The following is a 16,706-nucleotide window of genomic DNA, read 5'->3' on the forward strand; positions in this document are numbered from 1 at the left end:
CGAAGGGGTCATTGAAACCCAACACCCGAGTCTAACGGTTTGACACGCCTTGCGAACAATCGGGGGGTGCGTGCTACACGAAAAAACTCCCGATGCAGGGGGCCGAAGCCCTCCGCACCGGGAGTCTTTTCACAGCGGGCGATTGCCCCAGAGCCCTTAGAGGGCAGTGGTGGTTCCGCCTGCTGCTGCGATCTTTTCAGCTGCACTGGAAGAAAAAGCGTGGACGGTGACGTCAACCTTGACGGTGATGTCGCCGGTGCCCAGCACCTTGACGGGCTGGTTCTTGCGAACGGCGCCCTTTTCAACCAGGGACTCGACGGTGACAGCGCCACCTTCCGGGAACAGCTCGTTGAGCTTGTCCAGGTTGACAACCTGGAACTCAACCCGGAACGGGTTCTTGAAGCCGCGAAGCTTCGGCAGGCGCATGTGCAGCGGCAACTGGCCGCCGGCAAAGCCAGCCTTGACTTGGTAGCGGGCCTTCGTACCCTTGGTACCACGGCCAGCAGTCTTACCCTTAGAGCCTTCACCACGACCAACACGGGTCTTGGTAGTCTTGGCACCCGGGGCGGGACGCAGGTGGTGGACCTTCAGAGTGTTCTGCTTGTCAGCAGCCTCTGCCTTATCGGCAGTCTTGTTCTCAGCCATTACTTCGCCTCCTCTACATTCACGAGGTGCGGAACCGTGTTGATCATTCCAACGGTTACGGCATCAGCGGTACGGACAACGGTGTGTCCGATGCGCTTGAGGCCGAGGGACCGCAGGGTGTCACGCTGGTTCTGCTTGGCGCCGACGACGCCCTTGATCTGGGTGATCTCCAACTGGGCGTCGGAGGGAGTCAGGTTCTTAGCCATGACTAAACACCTGCCTTCTGGTTCTGGAGTGCGCGCACCAGAGCAGCCGGAGCAACCTCGTCCAGCGGCAGGCCACGGCGGGCTGCCACGGAAGCGGGCTCTTCCAGACGCTTGAGAGCGTCAACAGTCGCGTGAACGATGTTGATGGCGTTCGAGGAACCGAGCGACTTGGAGAGAACGTCGTGGATACCGACGCATTCCAGTACCGCGCGGACCGGACCACCAGCGATAACACCGGTACCCGGGGAAGCCGGGCGCAGCATGACAACGCCTGCTGCGGCCTCACCCTGCACGCGGTGCGGGATGGTGTTGCCAATGCGCGGAACGCGGAAGAAGGACTTCTTAGCCTCTTCAACGCCCTTCGCGATAGCTGCAGGAACTTCCTTCGCCTTGCCGTAGCCGACACCAACCATGCCGTTACCGTCACCGACGACGACGAGGGCGGTGAAGCTAAAGCGACGACCACCCTTGACGACCTTGGCAACGCGGTTGATGGTGACAACGCGCTCTACGAACTGGCTCTTCTCGGCCTCGCGACCGCCGTCGCGGCCACCACGGCCACCACGGTCGCCGCGGCCCTGGCCACGGTCGCCACGCTCGCCACGACGGCCGCCGCGGCGGTCATCGGTGGCAGCAGCGGTCTCAGTTGCCTCAGCAGTTGCGGCTTCAGTCACATTCTGGTCAGCAGACACAGTGTCCTTTTCCTTGTTTACTTCGGTCACAGTGCCAGCCCACCTTCACGTGCACCGTCAGCGACGGCGGCGATACGGCCGTGGTACTTGTTACCACCGCGGTCGAAGACAACAGCTTCGATGCCTGCAGCCTTGGCACGCTCGGCAACGAGCTCGCCGACGCGCTTGGCCTTGGCAGTCTTGTCGCCGTCGAGTGCGCGAAGGTCAGCTTCCAGGGTGGAAGCGTAAGCCACGGTTACACCCTTGCTGTCATCGACAACCTGGACGAAGATGTGGCGTGCGGAGCGGTTGACGACCAGACGAGGACGAACAGCCGTGCCGGTGATGCGCTTGCGGATACGAAGCTGGCGACGGCTGCGTGCAGCAGACTTGCTCTTGTTCGTACGCTTCTTGTTAATTGCGATGGCCATGGTTTACTTACCAGCCTTTCCGACCTTGCGGCGGATAACTTCGCCGGCGTAACGGACACCCTTGCCCTTGTAGGGGTCGGGCTTGCGCAGCTTGCGAATGTTGGCAGCAACCTCGCCGACCTGCTGCTTGGAGATACCAGCGACGGAGAGCTTGGTCGGCCCCTCCACCGTGAAAGTGATGCCCTCGGGAGCGGAGACATTCACCGGGTGGCTGAAGCCGAGAGCGAACTCAAGGTCAGAACCCTTGGCCTGAACGCGGTAACCAGTACCAACGATTTCAAGCTTCTTCTCGTAGCCCTTGGTGACGCCCTCGATCATGTTGGCGATCAGGGTGCGGGTCAGGCCGTGCAGGGAACGCGAAGTGCGCTCGTCGTTCGGCCGGGTGACAGTCAAGGTGCTCTCGTCCAGGGTGACCTCGATCGGGCTGGCAACAGTGTGGCTCAGCTCGCCCTTGGTGCCCTTGACGTTGATGACAGAGCCATCAACCTTAACTTCAACGCCGGCAGGAACGGTGATGGGGAGACGTCCAATACGTGACATTATTCTCTTCCTTTCCCGTTACCAGACGTACGCGAGGACTTCGCCGCCCACGCCCTTCTTGCCGGCCTGCTTGTCAGTCAGGAGGCCGGAAGAGGTGGACAGGATTGCGATACCGAGGCCACCCAGCACGTGAGGCAGGTTAGTGGACTTCGCGTAAACGCGGAGACCAGGCTTGGAAATGCGGCGGACACCAGCAATCGAACGCTCGCGGTTCGGACCGAACTTGAGGTCGATGGTCAGCTTCTTGCCAACTTCGGCTTCCTCTTCCTTCCAAGCAGCGATGTAGCCTTCTGCCTTCAGGATGTCGGCAACGCGTGCCTTGAGCTTGCTGTAAGGCATGCTCACGGTGTCGTGGTATGCCGAGTTGGCGTTGCGCAGACGCGTAAGCATGTCTGCGACAGGATCTGTCATAGTCATTTGGGCTCTTGCCCTTCCTCGTAATGGTTTCCGCGTTGGCTGTTCAAACAGCCGCGGCCGGACCTACTACGTAGTTGTTAGTCTTCGGATTTGAACGGGAAGCCAAGCGCCTTGAGCAGCGCGCGGCCTTCGTCATCGGTCTTTGCAGTGGTGACAACCGTGATGTCCATACCGCGAACGCGGTCGATGGAGTCCTGGTCGATTTCGTGGAACATAACCTGTTCGGTCAGACCGAAGGTGTAGTTACCATTGCCATCGAACTGCTTGCCGTTGAGGCCGCGGAAGTCGCGGATACGGGGCAGGGCGAGGGACACGAGGCGATCCACGAATTCCCACATGCGGTCTCCACGCAGAGTTGCGTGTGCACCGATGGGCATGCCTTCGCGCAGCTTGAACTGGGCGATCGACTTGCGGGCCTTGGTTACCTGCGGCTTCTGGCCGGTGATCAGGGTGAGGTCGCGGACAGCGCCGTCGATCAGCTTGGAGTCCTTGGCGGCATCTCCAACACCCATGTTCACAACAACCTTCACCAGGCGGGGAGCCTGGTTCACGTTCTGGTACTTGAATTCCTCAACCAGGGTCTGCTTGATGGAATCGGCGTACTTCGTCTTCAGACGCGGCACGATCTTCGTAGCAACGGAAGTTTCGCTCATTAGATGTCCTTCCCGGATGCCTTGGAGACGCGGATACGGACGGTCTTGGAGACGCCGTCCTTCTCAACGGTCTCGAGACGGAAACCAACGCGGGTCGGCTTCTTGGTCGAGGGGTCAACAAGAGCAACGTTGGAGACGTGGATCGGGGCCTCAACGACCTCGATGCCACCAGTCTTGGTGCCGCGCTGCGACTGACCGACCTTGGTGTGCTTGGTGACGCGGTTGATGCCTTCTACCAGGACGCGGTTGGTCTCGGTGAAAACGCGCAGAACCTTGCCCTGCTTGCCACGGTCGCCGCCACGTTCCTGCTTGGCGCCGGTGATGACCTGAACGAGGTCACCCTTCTTGATCTTTGCACCCATGGGTTACAGCACCTCCGGAGCCAGCGAAACGATCTTCATGAACTTCTTGTCACGGAGTTCACGCCCAACCGGGCCGAAGATACGGGTACCGCGGGGGTCACCGTCGTTCTTCAGGATCACAGCTGCGTTCTCGTCAAACTTGATGTAGGAACCATCCGCACGGCGGCGTTCCTTCTTGGTACGAACGATGACAGCCTTGACGACGTCACCCTTCTTTACGTTGCCGCCCGGGATAGCGTCCTTGACGGTTGCGACGATGACGTCGCCAATGCCTGCGTAGCGACGTCCGGATCCGCCGAGAACGCGAATGGTAAGGATTTCCTTAGCACCCGTGTTGTCGGCGACCTTAAGTCGCGACTCCTGCTGAATCAATTTTTACTCCTTGCGTCGCGCCGGTTCTCAGACCGAAATGGAGCATACGGAATGAGCCTTGCGGAACGGTTGATCGGGGTGTCTCTTGACCTGCCTGGATTTTGCCAGAGAAGGCCTAAACTCCCGTGCCGCCAGCATCAGCTTCCCTTGCGGAAATAACTGCGCGGGGCAGTATGCCGCGGCACGATTGTTTACGAGGTGGTTGTTGACGCACAATTCGCGCCATACAAACTCAATATCCTAGCACGTTTTGTGCTGTGGACCGAAACGCGGGAAGGCCCGCATTCCTTTCGGAACACGGGCCTTCCTGCCAATCCAATTCGCTGCCGGACAAAGCCGGCGCGGGATTACTTAGCCTTTTCGAGGATCTCGACCAGGCGCCACCGCTTGGTAGCGGAGAGCGGGCGGGTCTCAGAGATCAGGACGAGGTCGCCGATGCCGGCGGTGTTCTGCTCGTCGTGAGCCTTGATCTTCGAGGTGCGGCGAATGACCTTGCCGTACAGAGCGTGCTTCACGCGGTCTTCAACCTGAACAACGATGGTCTTTTCCATCTTGTCAGAGACAACGTAGCCGCGACGCGTCTTACGGTAACCGCGCTGTTCAGCGCTGGCTGCTGCTTCCGTCACAGTTTCCTTCTGTTCGCTCACTTGGCGTCCTCTCCAGCCTCGGCTTCGGCCTTCTCAGCCTTGGCTTCTGCCTTCTTGGACTTCTTCTCTTCCTTGGCTTCCACAACCGGTGCGGCAACCTCGGCACGAATGCCCAGTTCGCGCTCACGGAGAACGGTGTAGATACGTGCGATGTCCTTCTTTACCGCGCGCAGACGACCGTGGTTCTCCAGCTGACCGGTGGCGGACTGGAAACGCAGGTTGAACAGCTCTTCCTTAGCCTTGCGGAGTTCTTCAACCAGACGCTCGTTATCGAAACCGTCCAGCTGTGCGGAGGCAAGTTCCTTGGATCCTACTGCCATTTCTATTCACCACCTTCGCGACGCAGAATGCGTGCCTTCAACGGGAGCTTGTGAATGGCAAGGCGCAATGCCTCGCGAGCTACCGATTCTTCGACGCCGGAGATCTCAAAGAGAACCCGGCCCGGCTTGACGTTTGCGACCCACCATTCCGGAGAACCCTTACCGGAACCCATGCGGGTTTCGGCCGGCTTCTTCGTCAGCGGACGGTCCGGATAGATGTTGATCCAGACCTTACCGCCACGCTTGATGTGGCGGGTCATTGCAATACGGGCAGATTCGATCTGGCGGTTCGTCACGTAAGCCGGGCTCAGAGCCTGGATGCCGTACTCGCCGAAGCTAACCTTCGTGCCACCCGTTGCAGCGCCGGAACGACCCGGGTGGTGCTGCTTACGGTGCTTGACTCGACGTGGGATAAGCATTTAAGCCTGTCCTCCTTCTGCTGCTGCAGGAGCAGCAGCTTCAGCTGCCGGAGCTTCTGCAGCTACAGGTGCTGCGTCGGCTGCCGGACGGTCGGTACGACGACGGCGGTCACCACGGTCAGCGCCGCCCGGACGGCCCGGACGATCGCTGGGGCCGCGGCCGCGGGACGGAGCAGCAGCTGCCTGCTGAGCCAGTTCCTTGGCGGTGACGTCGCCCTTGTAGATCCAGACCTTCACGCCGATACGGCCGAAGGTGGTCTTGGCCTCGTAGAAGCCGTAGTCGATGTTCGCACGCAGGGTGTGCAGGGGCACACGGCCTTCGCGGTAGAACTCCGAGCGGGACATTTCTGCGCCACCCAGTCGACCCGAGCAAGCGATACGGATACCCTTGGCACCCGCGCGCTGTGCGGACTGCATAGCCTTCTTCATCGCACGGCGGAAAGCCACGCGGGAAGTCAGCTGCTCAGCAACGCCCTGGGCAACAAGCTGGGCTTCCATCTCGGGGTTCTTGACCTCGAGGATGTTCAGCTGAACCTGCTTACCGGTGAGCTTTTCGAGCTCGCCGCGAATGCGGTCCGCTTCTGCACCGCGGCGGCCGATGACGATACCCGGGCGAGCCGTGTGGATGTCCACGCGGACACGGTCGCGGGTGCGCTCGATTTCGACCTTGGCGATACCAGCGCGCTCCATGCCCGTGGACATGAGCTGGCGGATACGGATGTCTTCGCGAACGAAGTCCTTGTACCGCTGGCCGGCCTTGGTGCTGTCAGCAAACCAGTGCGATACGTGATCGGTGGTGATGCCGAGTCGGAACCCGTGCGGGTTTACTTTCTGTCCCACTTAGCGAGCCTCCTCTTTCTCCGGGGTAGCGACTACCACGGTGATGTGGCTCGTGCGCTTCTTGATCTGAAATGCGCGACCCTGAGCACGCGGCTGGAACCGCTTCATGGTCGGGCCTTCATCAACAAACGCTTCGCTGATGTAGAGGTCTCCTTCGTCAAAGGCAACGCCGTCGCGGTCCGCGAGGACCCGTGCGTTTGCCATTGCCGACTGAACTACCTTGAATACCGGCTCCGAAGCTGCCTGTTGGGCAAACTTCAGAATTGCCAGAGCCTCATTCGCTTGCTTGCCACGAACAAGGTTGACGACGCGCCGGGCCTTCATAGGCGTTACGCGGATGTGACGCGCAATAGCCTTGGCTTCCATTGCTTTCCTTCTCTCGTCTAAGCCGTAGAGCCAGCGCCTTAGCGGCGCTTGCCCTTACGGTCGTCCTTGACATGGCCGCGGAATGTCCGCGTAGGAGCGAATTCGCCGAGCTTGTGCCCGACCATCGACTCAGTGACAAACACGGGGATGTGCTTGCGTCCGTCGTGAACGGCGATCGTGTGACCCAGCATGTCCGGGATGATCATCGAACGGCGGGACCAGGTCTTGATGACGTTCTTGGTGCCCTTATCGTTTTCCCTGGCGACCTTTACAAAGAGGTGCTGGTCAACGAAAGGACCTTTTTTCAGGCTGCGTGGCATGTGTCCAGGCTCCTATCGCTTGTTCTTGCCAGTACGGCGGCGACGAACAATAAGCTTGTCGCTCTCTTTGTTGGGGCGGCGGGTGCGGCCTTCGCGCTTACCGTTCGGGTTGACCGGGTGACGTCCACCGGAAGTCTTACCTTCACCACCACCGTGCGGGTGATCGACCGGGTTCATGGCGACACCACGGACGGTCGGGCGAACGCCCTTCCAGCGCATACGGCCGGCCTTGCCCCAGTTGATGTTCGACTGCTCGGCGTTGCCGACCTCGCCGACGGTTGCGCGGCAGCGCACGTCAACGTTGCGGATTTCACCGGAGGGCAGACGCAGCTGGGCGAAACGGCCTTCCTTGGCGACGAGCTGAACCGAAGCACCTGCGGAACGGGCCATCTTGGCGCCGCCACCCGGACGCAGTTCAACAGCGTGGATGGTGGTACCAACCGGGATGTTGCGCAGCGGCAGGTTGTTACCCGGCTTGATGTCAGCGTCGGGGCCAGCCTCGACGAAGTCACCCTGGGACAACTTGTTCGGGGCGATGATGTAACGCTTGGTGCCATCAACGTAGTGCAGGAGGGCGATGCGAGCCGTGCGGTTCGGATCGTACTCGATTTCGGCAACGCGGGCGTTGACGCCGTCCTTGTCGTGACGACGGAAGTCGATCAGACGGTACTGGCGCTTGTGGCCACCACCCTTGTGACGGGTAGTGATCTTACCGGTGTTGTTACGGCCGCCAGTCTTGTGCAGCGGACGCAGCAACGACTTTTCCGGAGTCGATCGCGTGATTTCGGAGAAGTCGGCTACGCTCGAGCCGCGACGGCCCGGGGTAGTCGGCTTGTATTTACGGATTCCCATAATTCATTTCCTCGTTAAAGTGGTCTCCGCTACGCGAGCGGACCGCCGAAGATGTCGATAGTGCCTTCTTTGAGGGTGACAATTGCACGCTTGGTGCTCTTGCGCTGTCCCCATCCGAATTTGGTGCGCTTGCGCTTACCGGCACGGTTGATGGTGTTGATCGATTCGACCTTGACGGAGAAAATTTTCTCCACGGCCAGCTTGATCTCGGTCTTGTTCGAGCGGGGGTCCACCAGGAAGGTGTACTTGCCCTCATCGATCAGGCCGTAGCTCTTTTCCGAAACGACGGGTGCAATGACGACGTCGCGCGGGTCTTTGATGGTGGCTGCACTCACTTGGCATCCTCCTCGTTCTTTGCCTTGTCAGCGATGAAAGCCTCGAAAGCAGCCTTGGTGAAGACCACGTCGTCGGAAACCAGCACGTCGTAGGTGTTCAGCTGGTCTGCGTACAGAACGTGAACATCTGTGAGGTTGCGCACGGACAGTGCAGCAACATCGTTGGCGCGCTCGATAACAACGAGCAGGTTCTTGCGCTCGGAGACTGCGCGCAGTGCGGCCAGTGCTTCCTTGGAGGACGGCTTGGTGCCGGCGACCAGATCTGCAATGACGTGGATGCGACCGTTGCGGGCGCGGTCAGACAGGGCGCCACGGAGTGCGGCAGCCTTCATCTTCTTGGGGGTGCGCTGGCTGTAGTCACGCGGTGTCGGGCCGTGGACGACGCCACCACCGGTCATGTGAGGAGCACGGATGGAACCCTGACGGGCGCGGCCGGTGCCCTTCTGCTTGAACGGCTTGCGGCCTGCACCGGAAACTTCAGCGCGGGTCTTGGTCTTGTGGGTACCCTGGCGAGCAGCAGCGAGCTGTGCGACGACGACCTGGTGCAGCAGCGGCACGTTGGTCTGGACGTCGAAGATCTCTGCAGGCAGGTCTACCTTGACAGTGCTAGTCATTGAACTAGGCTCCCTTCACGGCGGTGCGTACGAGGACGGCCTGGCCGCGGGCGCCGGGAACGGCACCCTTGATAAGGAGCAGCGACTTCTCGACGTCAACGGCGTGAACCGTGAGGTTCAGCGTGGTGTGACGTTCTGCGCCCATGCGGCCGGCCATTTTCAGACCCTTGAAGACGCGGCTCGGGGTGGATGCGCCACCGATGGAACCGGGCTTGCGGTGGTTCTTGTGCGCACCGTGGGAGGCTCCAACACCGTGGAAGCCGTGACGCTTCATAACACCGGCGAAGCCTTTACCCTTGCTGGTGCCGACGACGTCGATCTTCTGGCCGGCTTCGAAGAGCTCAACAGAAAGCTCATGGCCCAGCTCGTAAGACGCGGCGTCTGCAGTGCGCAATTCGACGACGTGGCGGCGAGGAGTTACGCCAGCCTTTTCAAAGTGACCAGCCAGCGGCTTGGTGACCTTGCGGGGATCGATCTGGCCGTAGCCGATCTGAACGGCGACGTAGCCATCGGTGTCTGCGTTGCGCAGTTGGGTGATGACGTTGGAGTCAGCCCTGGACGACAGTTACCGGGATGAGCTTGTTGTTCTCGTCCCAGGCCTGGGTCATGCCGAGCTTCGTGCCCAGCAGGCCCTTTACGTTACGGGTTGCGGTCATAGTTTTCTCAGCACCTCCTACAGCTTGATTTCGATGTTCACGTCAGCCGGCAGGTCGAGACGCATAAGCGAGTCGACAGCCTTGGGCGTGGGGTCGATGATGTCGATCAGACGCTTGTGAGTACGCATTTCAAAGTGCTCACGGCTGTCCTTGTACTTGTGGGGAGAGCGGATAACGCAGTACACGTTCTTCTCCGTCGGCAGCGGCACGGGGCCAACTACCGTTGCGCCTGCGCGCGTGACCGTCTCAACGATCTTCCGCGCTGAAACATCAATGACCTCGTGGTCATATGACTTCAGCCGGATGCGGATTTTTTGTCCCGCCATGTCGCCTGACTCTCTTTCAGTCTGTGCTGCCCTCGAATAAGGGCTGCCCTGTTCACTTACCTGTTGTATGTGGCTGCCGAAGCATTTGAAGTAGTACTACCACCCGCCGCACAAGCTGAATCCGGAGGGATCCGGGTTCCTCAACTTGCCGGTGTAACCGACCCCCGCGGTCGGGCGTGTCGCGATTTCCACGCAAACGCGGCCGTATTCCTTTGGGGATCTGGGTTATGTTTGGTCTTCAGCTTGGACCCTGACACCCGGCATTATCCGGATCGGGACACGAAGAAGCGCTTGAACAACTCACCTAGTATGCCGGAAATCCTCGGCATACGCCAATTGGGCCCTCATTGCCCAGCCGGAAGCATTGCCATTGGCTTCTGCCGTCAGGATGATAGGGGCATGACTGTCCAAGATGCTGCCACGGTGGAGGATCTTGCGAGCCATATCCGGCCGGGCTTCACCTTGGGCGTCGCTGCGGCGGCCTTCCAGATCGAGGGCTCGCTCACAGCCGATGGACGGGGGCCATCCAGTTGGGACGCGTTCGCCGAGAAGCCCGGCGCGATCATCGACGGGCACTCCCCCGCAGTTGCGTGCGATCACTACAACCGCACCGACCAGGACATCGCCCTCATGCAGGACCTGGGCGTGGACTCCTACCGGTTCTCCCTGTCATGGCCACGGATCCAACCCGGCGGCAAGGGACCCATCAACCAGCAGGGCCTGGACTTCTACGACCGCCTGATCGACAAGCTCATGACCGCGGGGATCTCTCCCATGGTGACCCTCTTCCATTGGGACACTCCCCTGCCGTTGGAGCACGACGGCGGCTGGCTGAATCGTGCGACGGCGGAGCGGTTCGCCGAATATTCCGCTGCTGCCGCGGGCCGCTTTGGGGACCGCGTAGCCCAATGGGTGACCTTGAACGAGCCTGTTTCGGTCGCATTGCAAGGCTATGCGCTGGGCATCCATGCGCCCGGCAGACGGCTGCTCTTCGATGCGCTCCCGGCGGCACACCACCAGCTGCTGGGGCACGGATTGGCTGTCCAGGCCTTGCGCGCTGCCGGAGTTGCGGGCGCCATTGGCGTTGCCAATATGCATTCGCCGGTCCGGCCGGCCAGCAAACGGCTCACGGACGGGTTGATGGCGAAGGCCTTCGATCTCGTCTTCAACAGGGTGTATGCGGATCCCATTCTCCTGGGACGGTATCCCAAGCCGCCGCTGCAGGTGAAACCTTGGTTCCGGTCCTTGGGCAACGTTCCGGAAGAGGACCTCAAGACCATTCACCAGCCGCTGGATTTCTACGGAGTCAACTACTACTACCCCGTCAAGGTCGCGTCCGGTCGCGGGGACGGGAGCACTCCGGTCAACAACTCGGAGATGATGGCCAAGCTGCCCTTCCACCTCGCGGCCTTTCCCGAATACCAAACCACGGGATTTGGCTGGCCCGTAGCCCCCGAACACCTCGGGATCCTGCTGCGGGAGCTGAAAGACCGCTACGGGGCGGCATTGCCGCCCCTGTTCATCACGGAGAGCGGTGCGAGTTTCCCCGAACCGGACCACACCCCGGGCCCAGTGCACGACGGCGACCGCATCAATTATCTTGCTTCGCACCTTGGCCAGGCGTTGAGGGCCACAGCCCCTGGCGGGATCGCCCACGACGTGGACCTTCTCGGCTATTACGTCTGGACGCTGCTGGACAACTTCGAGTGGGCCGCCGGGTACTCACAACGGTTCGGTCTGGTGCACGTGGACTTCGATACCCTCGAGCGAACCCCGAAGGACTCGTTCTATTGGTACCAATCCTTGAGCAAGGCACGCGAGGGCTGATGCGGACCGCTTTTTAGTGCGATCGTGCTAAATCAGTCTTTCCGGTTGGCCCGGTTGATGCGTTTGGCGCGCTCGATCTCGCGACGGAAGAACTTCCTGCCCCACATAACCCCGACAGTCAACACAACAACCAGGATCAGAACTATGAACCATCCCATTTCGGCACCCTTCTTCTCGATCCAACGCTAGCAAGGGCCCTTGCAAAGAAGAACCCCGCCACGGATGTGACGGGGTTCTTCTTTTGGCTTGTTACCGGTTGCCAGGCAACCGGTGCCTCACCGATCTACAAGCAGAAAACTACTTGATGATCTTGGTGACACGTCCCGAACCAACGGTGCGGCCACCTTCACGGATTGCGAAGCCGAGGCCCTCTTCCATAGCGATCGGCTGGATGAGCTCAACGGTCATCTCAGTGTTGTCGCCAGGGCATAACCATTTCCGTGCCTTCCGGCAGGGTGATAACGCCGGTTACGTCCGTGGTACGGAAGTAGAACTGCGGGCGGTAGTTCGAGTAGAACGGGTTGTGACGTCCGCCTTCGTCCTTGGAAAGGATGTAGACGTTGGCTTCGAAGTCGGTGTGCGGGGTGATGGAACCCGGCTTGACGACAACCTGGCCACGCTCGACGTCGTCGCGCTTCAGACCGCGGAGCAGGAGGCCACAGTTCTCGCCGGCCCATGCTTCGTCGAGCTGCTTGTGGAACATCTCGATACCGGTAACCGTGGTCTTCTGGACCGGACGGATACCAACGATTTCAACCTCAGAGTTGATCGCGAGGGTACCGCGCTCGGCGCGACCCGTCACAACGGTGCCACGACCGGTGATCGTGAAGACGTCTTCGATCGGCATCAGGAACGGCTTGTCACGGTCACGTACGGGGTCCGGAACGGACTCGTCGACAGCTTCCATGAGGTCCTCGACGGACTTGACCCAGATGGGGTCGCCTTCGAGTGCCTTCAGACCGGAGACGCGGACAACCGGAGCGTCGTCGCCATCGAAGCCCTGTGCGCTGAGCAGCTCACGAACTTCCATTTCAACGAGGTCGAGGAGCTCTTCGTCATCGACCATGTCCGACTTGTTCAGCGCGACCAGCAGGTAGGGAACACCAACCTGGCGGGCGAGCAGAACGTGCTCGCGGGTCTGAGCCATCGGGCCGTCAGTGGCGGCAACCACGAGGATTGCACCGTCCATCTGTGCAGCACCGGTGATCATGTTCTTGATGTAGTCAGCGTGACCCGGAGCGTCTACGTGTGCGTAGTGGCGCTTCTCGGTCTGGTACTCCACGTGGGAGATGTTGATCGTGATACCACGCTGGCGCTCTTCCGGAGCAGAGTCAATCGACGCGAAGTCGCGCTGCTCGTTGAGAGTCGGGTACTTGTCGTACAGCACCTTGGAAATGGCGGCAGTCAGCGTCGTCTTACCGTGGTCAACGTGACCAATGGTGCCGATGTTGACGTGCGGCTTAGTCCGCTCGAACTTTGCCTTTGCCACAGGTTCCTCCTAGAAACGATTTCAAGTGAGTTGCTTCTCGGCCGCGCTTTTCGCGGCAGAAACTCCAGCAAGTCTACTTGGGGGCTTTGGTTTGGTGAAATTGCAGATTCAGGAACCAATACTAGTGCCTGGAGTCTGTTCGTACAGCGGCCGGGCTGCGGCCTTGACCACAGCCCCGCCACCTGCACTGGACGCTATCCCCGGAACCGGCTCAGCATCCTGGTTTTTCCGTCGGTGATTACTCGCCGCGGTTCTTCTGGATGATCTCGTCGGCTACTGCCTTCGGGACCTCGGCGTAGCTGTTGAACGTCATGGAGTACACAGCGCGGCCCTGGGTCTTCGAACGCAGGTCACCGATGTAGCCGAACATGCCGGACAGCGGAACGTGCGCACGGATCACCTTGACGCCAGCGGCATCTTCCATGGACTGCATCTGGCCACGACGGGAGTTCAGGTCACCGATAACTTCACCCATGTATTCCTCAGGGGTGCGGACCTCAACATCCATCAGCGGTTCGAGCAGAACCGGGTTCGCCTTGCGTGCGGCTTCCTTGAAAGCCATACGGCCGGCGATCTTGAACGCCATCTCCGAGGAGTCAACATCGTGGTACGCGCCATCAATCAGCGTAGCCTTGATGCCGACAACCGGGTAGCCTGCCAGAACGCCGTCGTTGAGTGCATCCTGGATGCCCGCGTCAACGGACGGGATGTACTCGCGGGGCACGCGGCCACCGGTGACCTTGTTCTCGAACGCGTAAAGCTCGCCGTCGGCGGTGTCCATCGGTTCGATCGCGATCTGGATCTTTGCGAACTGGCCGGAGCCACCGGTCTGCTTCTTGTGCGTGTAGTCGTGACGCTCTACAGCGCGCTTGATGGTTTCGCGGTACGCAACCTGGGGCTTGCCAACGTTGGCCTCGACCTTGAATTCGCGGCGCATGCGGTCCACCAGGATGTCCAGGTGGAGCTCGCCCATGCCGGCGATGATGGTCTGGCCGGTGTCTTCGTTGAGGGAAACCTGGAAGGTCGGGTCCTCAGCGGAGAGCTTCTGGATGGCCGTGGAAAGCTTCTCCTGGTCACCCTTGGTGTTCGGCTCGATGGCAACAGAGATCACGGGCTCCGGGAAGCTCATGGACTCCAGCACAATCTGGTTGCTGGAATCGCACAGGGTGTCGCCCGTGGTGGTGTCCTTGAGACCGATGGCTGCATAGATGTGGCCGGCGGTAGCGCCATCAACAGGCATTTCCTTGTTGGCGTGCATCTGGAACAGCTTGCCGATGCGCTCCTTCTTGCCCTTCGTGGAGTTAACCACCTGGGCACCTGCTTCCACGTGACCGGAGTACACGCGGATGAAGGTCAGCTGGCCGAAGAACGGGTGCGCGGCAATCTTGAAGGCGAGGGCCGAGAACGGCTCGTCTGCAGACGGCTTGCGGGTGAGTTCCTTCTCTTCGTCGCGCGGGTCGTGACCGACCATGGGCGGGACGTCAAGCGGGTTCGGCAGGAAGTCAACCACGGCATCCAGCATCGGCTGTACGCCACGGTTCTTGAAGGCAGAGCCACAAAGAACCGGGTAGAGCTCGGAGTTGATGGTCATCTTGCGGATGCCGGCCTTGAGTTCCTCAACGGTGAGTTCTTCACCTTCGAGGTACTTCTCCATGAGCTCTTCGGAAGCCTCGGCAACAGTCTCAACGAGCTGTGCGCGGTATTCCTCAGCCTTGGCCTGGAGATCAGCGGGGATCTCCTGGACCTCGTACTTGGCACCCATGGTGACGTCACCCTTGGCATCGCCAGGCCACACCAGTGCGCGCATCTCGAGGAGATCCACGACGCCGATGAAGTCGTTCTCGGAACCGATCGGCAGCTGGAGAACCAGCGGCTTGGCGCCGAGGCGGCTGATGATGGTGTCTACGGTGAAGTAGAAGTCAGCGCCGAGCTTGTCCATCTTGTTGACGAAGCAGATACGCGGCACGTTGTACTTGTCGGCCTGGCGCCAAACAGTCTCGGACTGCGGCTCAACGCCTTCCTTGCCATCGAAGACAGCAACGGCACCGTCGAGGACGCGCAAGGAGCGCTCAACCTCAACCGTGAAGTCCACGTGGCCCGGGGTGTCAATGATGTTGATCTGGTTCTTGTCCCAGAAGCAAGTCACGGCGGCAGACGTGATGGTGATGCCGCGTTCCTTTTCCTGTTCCATCCAGTCGGTCGTCGAAGCGCCGTCGTGCGTCTCGCCGATCTTGTGGTTCACACCCGTGTAGAACAGGATGCGCTCGGTGGTGGTGGTCTTGCCGGCATCGATGTGGGCCATGATGCCGATGTTGCGGACCTTGCTAAGGTCGGTAAGCACGTCCTGTGCCACGGTGTCTCCCTTTCGGATGGACTACACGTTCGCCGCCGGCTCAGGGAGCCGACGGCGTACGGGAAGTTTTACCAGCGGTAGTGTGCGAAGGCCTTGTTCGACTCGGCCATCTTGTGGGTGTCTTCGCGACGCTTCACAGCGGCACCGAGACCGTTGGACGCATCCAGGATTTCGTTCTGGAGGCGTTCGGTCATCGTCTTTTCGCGGCGGGCCTTGGAGTAGCCAACCAGCCAACGCAGAGCGAGGGCAGTGGAGCGGCCCGGCTTGACCTCAACCGGAGCCTGGTAGGTGGCGCCACCGACACGGCGGGAGCGGACCTCGAGGGAAGGCTTGACGTTGTCCATAGCCTTCTTGAGGGCGGCGACGGGGTCGCCACCGGACTTGGCACGTGCACCTTCGAGGGCACCGTAAACGATGCGCTCTGCGGTGGACTTCTTGCCGTCAATCAGAACCTTGTTGATCAGCTGGGTGACCAACGGGGAACCGTAAACGGGATCGGAAACTAGCGGCCGCTTCGGGGCCGGACCCTTGCGAGGCATATTACTTCTTCTCCATCTTTGCGCCGTAGCGGCTGCGGGCCTGCTTGCGGTTCTTGACACCCTGGGTATCGAGGGCACCACGGACGATCTTGTAACGGACACCGGGGAGGTCCTTCACACGACCACCACGGACGAGCACGATGGAGTGCTCCTGGAGGTTGTGGCCAACACCGGGGATGTAGGCGGTAACTTCAACGCCACCGTTGAGGCGCACACGTGCAACCTTACGCAGAGCCGAGTTCGGCTTCTTCGGGGTGGTGGTGTAAACGCGGGTGCAAACACCGCGACGCATCGGGCTGCCGTTAAGAGCGGGAGCCTTGGTCTTTTTGACCTTAGGCGTGCGGCCCTTGCGGACCAGCTGGTTAATCGTAGGCACTTTCGTGTTCTCCGTTGGTTTGATCTCTGCCCCCGCGCCCAGACGTGAGCCTGCGTGTGCGTGAGAGCTTTGGCGTTGTCCCTGCGGCCCTGGCCCGAAGACCCGATGGGCGTGCAAAAGTGCGGCATTC

Annotated in this window: 24 protein-coding genes and 2 pseudogenes; 1 reads left to right on the forward strand and 25 read right to left on the reverse strand. The window is 60.6% G+C overall.

Annotation, left to right across the window (positions count from 1 at the left end; translation table 11 throughout):
• Positions 1-156 precede the first annotated feature (156 nt).
• From rplO to rpsJ, 20 genes and pseudogenes are all read right to left on the reverse strand, one after another.
• A complete protein-coding gene (gene rplO, locus ACF0H6_RS06815; RefSeq protein ID WP_395248966.1) occupies positions 157-645 on the reverse strand; it encodes a 50S ribosomal protein L15 in 489 nt (162 codons plus the stop codon).
• Positions 645-851 carry a 50S ribosomal protein L30 gene (gene rpmD / locus ACF0H6_RS06820; protein WP_395248967.1) on the reverse strand — a complete coding sequence of 69 codons (207 nt, stop codon included), beginning with the start codon at positions 849-851 and terminating at the stop codon, positions 645-647. The genes rplO and rpmD overlap by 1 nt, the downstream gene beginning before the upstream one ends.
• Before the next feature lie 2 nt (positions 852-853).
• Positions 854-1,525: a 30S ribosomal protein S5 gene (rpsE, locus tag ACF0H6_RS06825; protein ID WP_395249900.1), complete on the reverse strand. Its 672-nt coding sequence runs from the start codon at positions 1,523-1,525 to the stop codon at positions 854-856.
• 44 nt (positions 1,526-1,569) lie between these two features.
• On the reverse strand, positions 1,570-1,953 hold the full coding sequence (gene rplR / locus ACF0H6_RS06830) for a 50S ribosomal protein L18 (protein WP_395248968.1): 384 nt from the start codon (positions 1,951-1,953) through the stop codon (positions 1,570-1,572).
• 3 nt (positions 1,954-1,956) lie between these two features.
• Complete coding sequence (rplF, locus tag ACF0H6_RS06835) at positions 1,957-2,493, reverse strand: 50S ribosomal protein L6 (RefSeq protein ID WP_236812277.1); 537 nt, start codon at positions 2,491-2,493, stop codon at positions 1,957-1,959.
• Between the two features lie 18 nt (positions 2,494-2,511).
• Positions 2,512-2,910 (reverse strand): 30S ribosomal protein S8, encoded by a 399-nt coding sequence (gene rpsH, locus ACF0H6_RS06840; RefSeq protein ID WP_028265096.1) that lies wholly within the window; start codon positions 2,908-2,910, stop codon positions 2,512-2,514.
• Between the two features lie 77 nt (positions 2,911-2,987).
• Positions 2,988-3,563, reverse strand: coding sequence for a 50S ribosomal protein L5 (rplE, locus tag ACF0H6_RS06845; protein ID WP_395248969.1), 576 nt, complete (start codon positions 3,561-3,563; stop codon positions 2,988-2,990).
• On the reverse strand, positions 3,563-3,925 hold the full coding sequence (gene rplX / locus ACF0H6_RS06850; protein WP_184740616.1) for a 50S ribosomal protein L24: 363 nt from the start codon (positions 3,923-3,925) through the stop codon (positions 3,563-3,565). Before rplX ends, rplE begins: the two co-directional genes overlap by 1 nt.
• Positions 3,926-3,928: 3 nt before the next feature.
• Positions 3,929-4,297, reverse strand: a complete 369-nt coding sequence (gene rplN, locus ACF0H6_RS06855; protein ID WP_003803789.1) for a 50S ribosomal protein L14 — start codon at positions 4,295-4,297, stop codon at positions 3,929-3,931.
• A 347-nt stretch (positions 4,298-4,644) separates the two neighbouring features.
• A complete protein-coding gene (rpsQ, locus tag ACF0H6_RS06860; protein WP_059387365.1) occupies positions 4,645-4,944 on the reverse strand; it encodes a 30S ribosomal protein S17 in 300 nt (99 codons plus the stop codon).
• Positions 4,941-5,264 (reverse strand): 50S ribosomal protein L29, encoded by a 324-nt coding sequence (gene rpmC / locus ACF0H6_RS06865; RefSeq protein WP_269995957.1) that lies wholly within the window; start codon positions 5,262-5,264, stop codon positions 4,941-4,943. Before rpmC ends, rpsQ begins: the two co-directional genes overlap by 4 nt.
• Positions 5,265-5,266: 2 nt before the next feature.
• Entirely contained in the window at positions 5,267-5,683 is a 417-nt protein-coding gene (rplP, locus tag ACF0H6_RS06870; protein ID WP_013601829.1) for a 50S ribosomal protein L16, read from the reverse strand.
• Complete coding sequence (gene rpsC, locus ACF0H6_RS06875; protein ID WP_395248970.1) at positions 5,684-6,523, reverse strand: 30S ribosomal protein S3; 840 nt, start codon at positions 6,521-6,523, stop codon at positions 5,684-5,686.
• Complete coding sequence (rplV, locus tag ACF0H6_RS06880) at positions 6,524-6,889, reverse strand: 50S ribosomal protein L22 (RefSeq protein ID WP_184740617.1); 366 nt, start codon at positions 6,887-6,889, stop codon at positions 6,524-6,526. It lies immediately after the preceding gene.
• A gap of 38 nt (positions 6,890-6,927) precedes the next feature.
• Positions 6,928-7,209: a 30S ribosomal protein S19 gene (rpsS, locus tag ACF0H6_RS06885; RefSeq protein ID WP_011775591.1), complete on the reverse strand. Its 282-nt coding sequence runs from the start codon at positions 7,207-7,209 to the stop codon at positions 6,928-6,930.
• Between the two features lie 12 nt (positions 7,210-7,221).
• Positions 7,222-8,061: a 50S ribosomal protein L2 gene (gene rplB, locus ACF0H6_RS06890; protein ID WP_028265104.1), complete on the reverse strand. Its 840-nt coding sequence runs from the start codon at positions 8,059-8,061 to the stop codon at positions 7,222-7,224.
• 29 nt (positions 8,062-8,090) lie between these two features.
• Positions 8,091-8,396, reverse strand: a complete 306-nt coding sequence (gene rplW, locus ACF0H6_RS06895) for a 50S ribosomal protein L23 (RefSeq protein ID WP_059387362.1) — start codon at positions 8,394-8,396, stop codon at positions 8,091-8,093.
• Positions 8,393-9,010, reverse strand: coding sequence for a 50S ribosomal protein L4 (gene rplD / locus ACF0H6_RS06900; protein WP_395248971.1), 618 nt, complete (start codon positions 9,008-9,010; stop codon positions 8,393-8,395). Before rplD ends, rplW begins: the two co-directional genes overlap by 4 nt.
• Before the next feature lie 4 nt (positions 9,011-9,014).
• Positions 9,015-9,666, reverse strand: a pseudogene (gene rplC / locus ACF0H6_RS06905) (50S ribosomal protein L3).
• Between the two features lie 17 nt (positions 9,667-9,683).
• Positions 9,684-9,992 (reverse strand): 30S ribosomal protein S10, encoded by a 309-nt coding sequence (gene rpsJ, locus ACF0H6_RS06910; RefSeq protein ID WP_003803825.1) that lies wholly within the window; start codon positions 9,990-9,992, stop codon positions 9,684-9,686.
• A 399-nt stretch (positions 9,993-10,391) separates the two neighbouring features.
• Between rpsJ and ACF0H6_RS06915 the strand changes: the two genes are divergently transcribed.
• The gene (locus ACF0H6_RS06915; RefSeq protein WP_395248972.1) at positions 10,392-11,819 is read left to right on the forward strand and encodes a GH1 family beta-glucosidase; all 1,428 of its coding nucleotides are present in this window, start codon (positions 10,392-10,394) and stop codon (positions 11,817-11,819) included.
• A gap of 32 nt (positions 11,820-11,851) precedes the next feature.
• Here the strand turns inward: ACF0H6_RS06915 and ACF0H6_RS06920 are convergent, their stop codons facing one another.
• From ACF0H6_RS06920 to rpsL, 5 genes and pseudogenes are all read right to left on the reverse strand, one after another.
• A complete protein-coding gene (locus ACF0H6_RS06920; protein WP_395248973.1) occupies positions 11,852-11,977 on the reverse strand; it encodes a hypothetical protein in 126 nt (41 codons plus the stop codon).
• A 139-nt stretch (positions 11,978-12,116) separates the two neighbouring features.
• Positions 12,117-13,308: pseudogene (gene tuf / locus ACF0H6_RS06925) on the reverse strand (elongation factor Tu).
• 238 nt (positions 13,309-13,546) lie between these two features.
• Entirely contained in the window at positions 13,547-15,661 is a 2,115-nt protein-coding gene (gene fusA / locus ACF0H6_RS06930; RefSeq protein ID WP_395248974.1) for an elongation factor G, read from the reverse strand.
• 68 nt (positions 15,662-15,729) lie between these two features.
• Positions 15,730-16,200, reverse strand: a complete 471-nt coding sequence (gene rpsG / locus ACF0H6_RS06935) for a 30S ribosomal protein S7 (RefSeq protein ID WP_395248975.1) — start codon at positions 16,198-16,200, stop codon at positions 15,730-15,732.
• A gap of 1 nt (position 16,201) precedes the next feature.
• A complete protein-coding gene (gene rpsL, locus ACF0H6_RS06940) occupies positions 16,202-16,576 on the reverse strand; it encodes a 30S ribosomal protein S12 (RefSeq protein ID WP_011692814.1) in 375 nt (124 codons plus the stop codon).
• Positions 16,577-16,706: the final 130 nt, after the last annotated feature.

The organism is Arthrobacter sp. NA-172, from assembly GCF_043952055.1.
GTDB lineage: Bacteria > Actinomycetota > Actinomycetes > Actinomycetales > Micrococcaceae > Arthrobacter.

Excerpts from the sequence above, each read along its gene's own strand:
- rplO (WP_395248966.1), bottom strand. The coding sequence starts at position 645 with ATGGCTGAGAACAAGACTGCCGATAAGGCAGAGGCTGCTGACAAGCAG.
- rpmD (WP_395248967.1), bottom strand. The coding sequence starts at position 851 with ATGGCTAAGAACCTGACTCCCTCCGACGCCCAGTTGGAGATCACCCAG.
- rplR (WP_395248968.1), bottom strand. The coding sequence starts at position 1,953 with ATGGCCATCGCAATTAACAAGAAGCGTACGAACAAGAGCAAGTCTGCT.
- rplF (WP_236812277.1), bottom strand. The coding sequence starts at position 2,493 with ATGTCACGTATTGGACGTCTCCCCATCACCGTTCCTGCCGGCGTTGAA.
- rpsH (WP_028265096.1), bottom strand. The coding sequence starts at position 2,910 with ATGACTATGACAGATCCTGTCGCAGACATGCTTACGCGTCTGCGCAAC.
- rplE (WP_395248969.1), bottom strand. The coding sequence starts at position 3,563 with ATGAGCGAAACTTCCGTTGCTACGAAGATCGTGCCGCGTCTGAAGACG.
- rplX (WP_184740616.1), bottom strand. The coding sequence starts at position 3,925 with ATGGGTGCAAAGATCAAGAAGGGTGACCTCGTTCAGGTCATCACCGGC.
- rpmC (WP_269995957.1), bottom strand. The coding sequence starts at position 5,264 with ATGGCAGTAGGATCCAAGGAACTTGCCTCCGCACAGCTGGACGGTTTC.
- rplP (WP_013601829.1), bottom strand. The coding sequence starts at position 5,683 with ATGCTTATCCCACGTCGAGTCAAGCACCGTAAGCAGCACCACCCGGGT.
- rplV (WP_184740617.1), bottom strand. The coding sequence starts at position 6,889 with ATGGAAGCCAAGGCTATTGCGCGTCACATCCGCGTAACGCCTATGAAG.
- rpsS (WP_011775591.1), bottom strand. The coding sequence starts at position 7,209 with ATGCCACGCAGCCTGAAAAAAGGTCCTTTCGTTGACCAGCACCTCTTT.
- rplB (WP_028265104.1), bottom strand. The coding sequence starts at position 8,061 with ATGGGAATCCGTAAATACAAGCCGACTACCCCGGGCCGTCGCGGCTCG.
- rplD (WP_395248971.1), bottom strand. The coding sequence starts at position 9,010 with ATGACTAGCACTGTCAAGGTAGACCTGCCTGCAGAGATCTTCGACGTC.
- rpsJ (WP_003803825.1), bottom strand. The coding sequence starts at position 9,992 with ATGGCGGGACAAAAAATCCGCATCCGGCTGAAGTCATATGACCACGAG.
- ACF0H6_RS06915 (WP_395248972.1), top strand. The coding sequence starts at position 10,392 with ATGACTGTCCAAGATGCTGCCACGGTGGAGGATCTTGCGAGCCATATC.
- ACF0H6_RS06920 (WP_395248973.1), bottom strand. The coding sequence starts at position 11,977 with ATGGGATGGTTCATAGTTCTGATCCTGGTTGTTGTGTTGACTGTCGGG.
- rpsG (WP_395248975.1), bottom strand. The coding sequence starts at position 16,200 with ATGCCTCGCAAGGGTCCGGCCCCGAAGCGGCCGCTAGTTTCCGATCCC.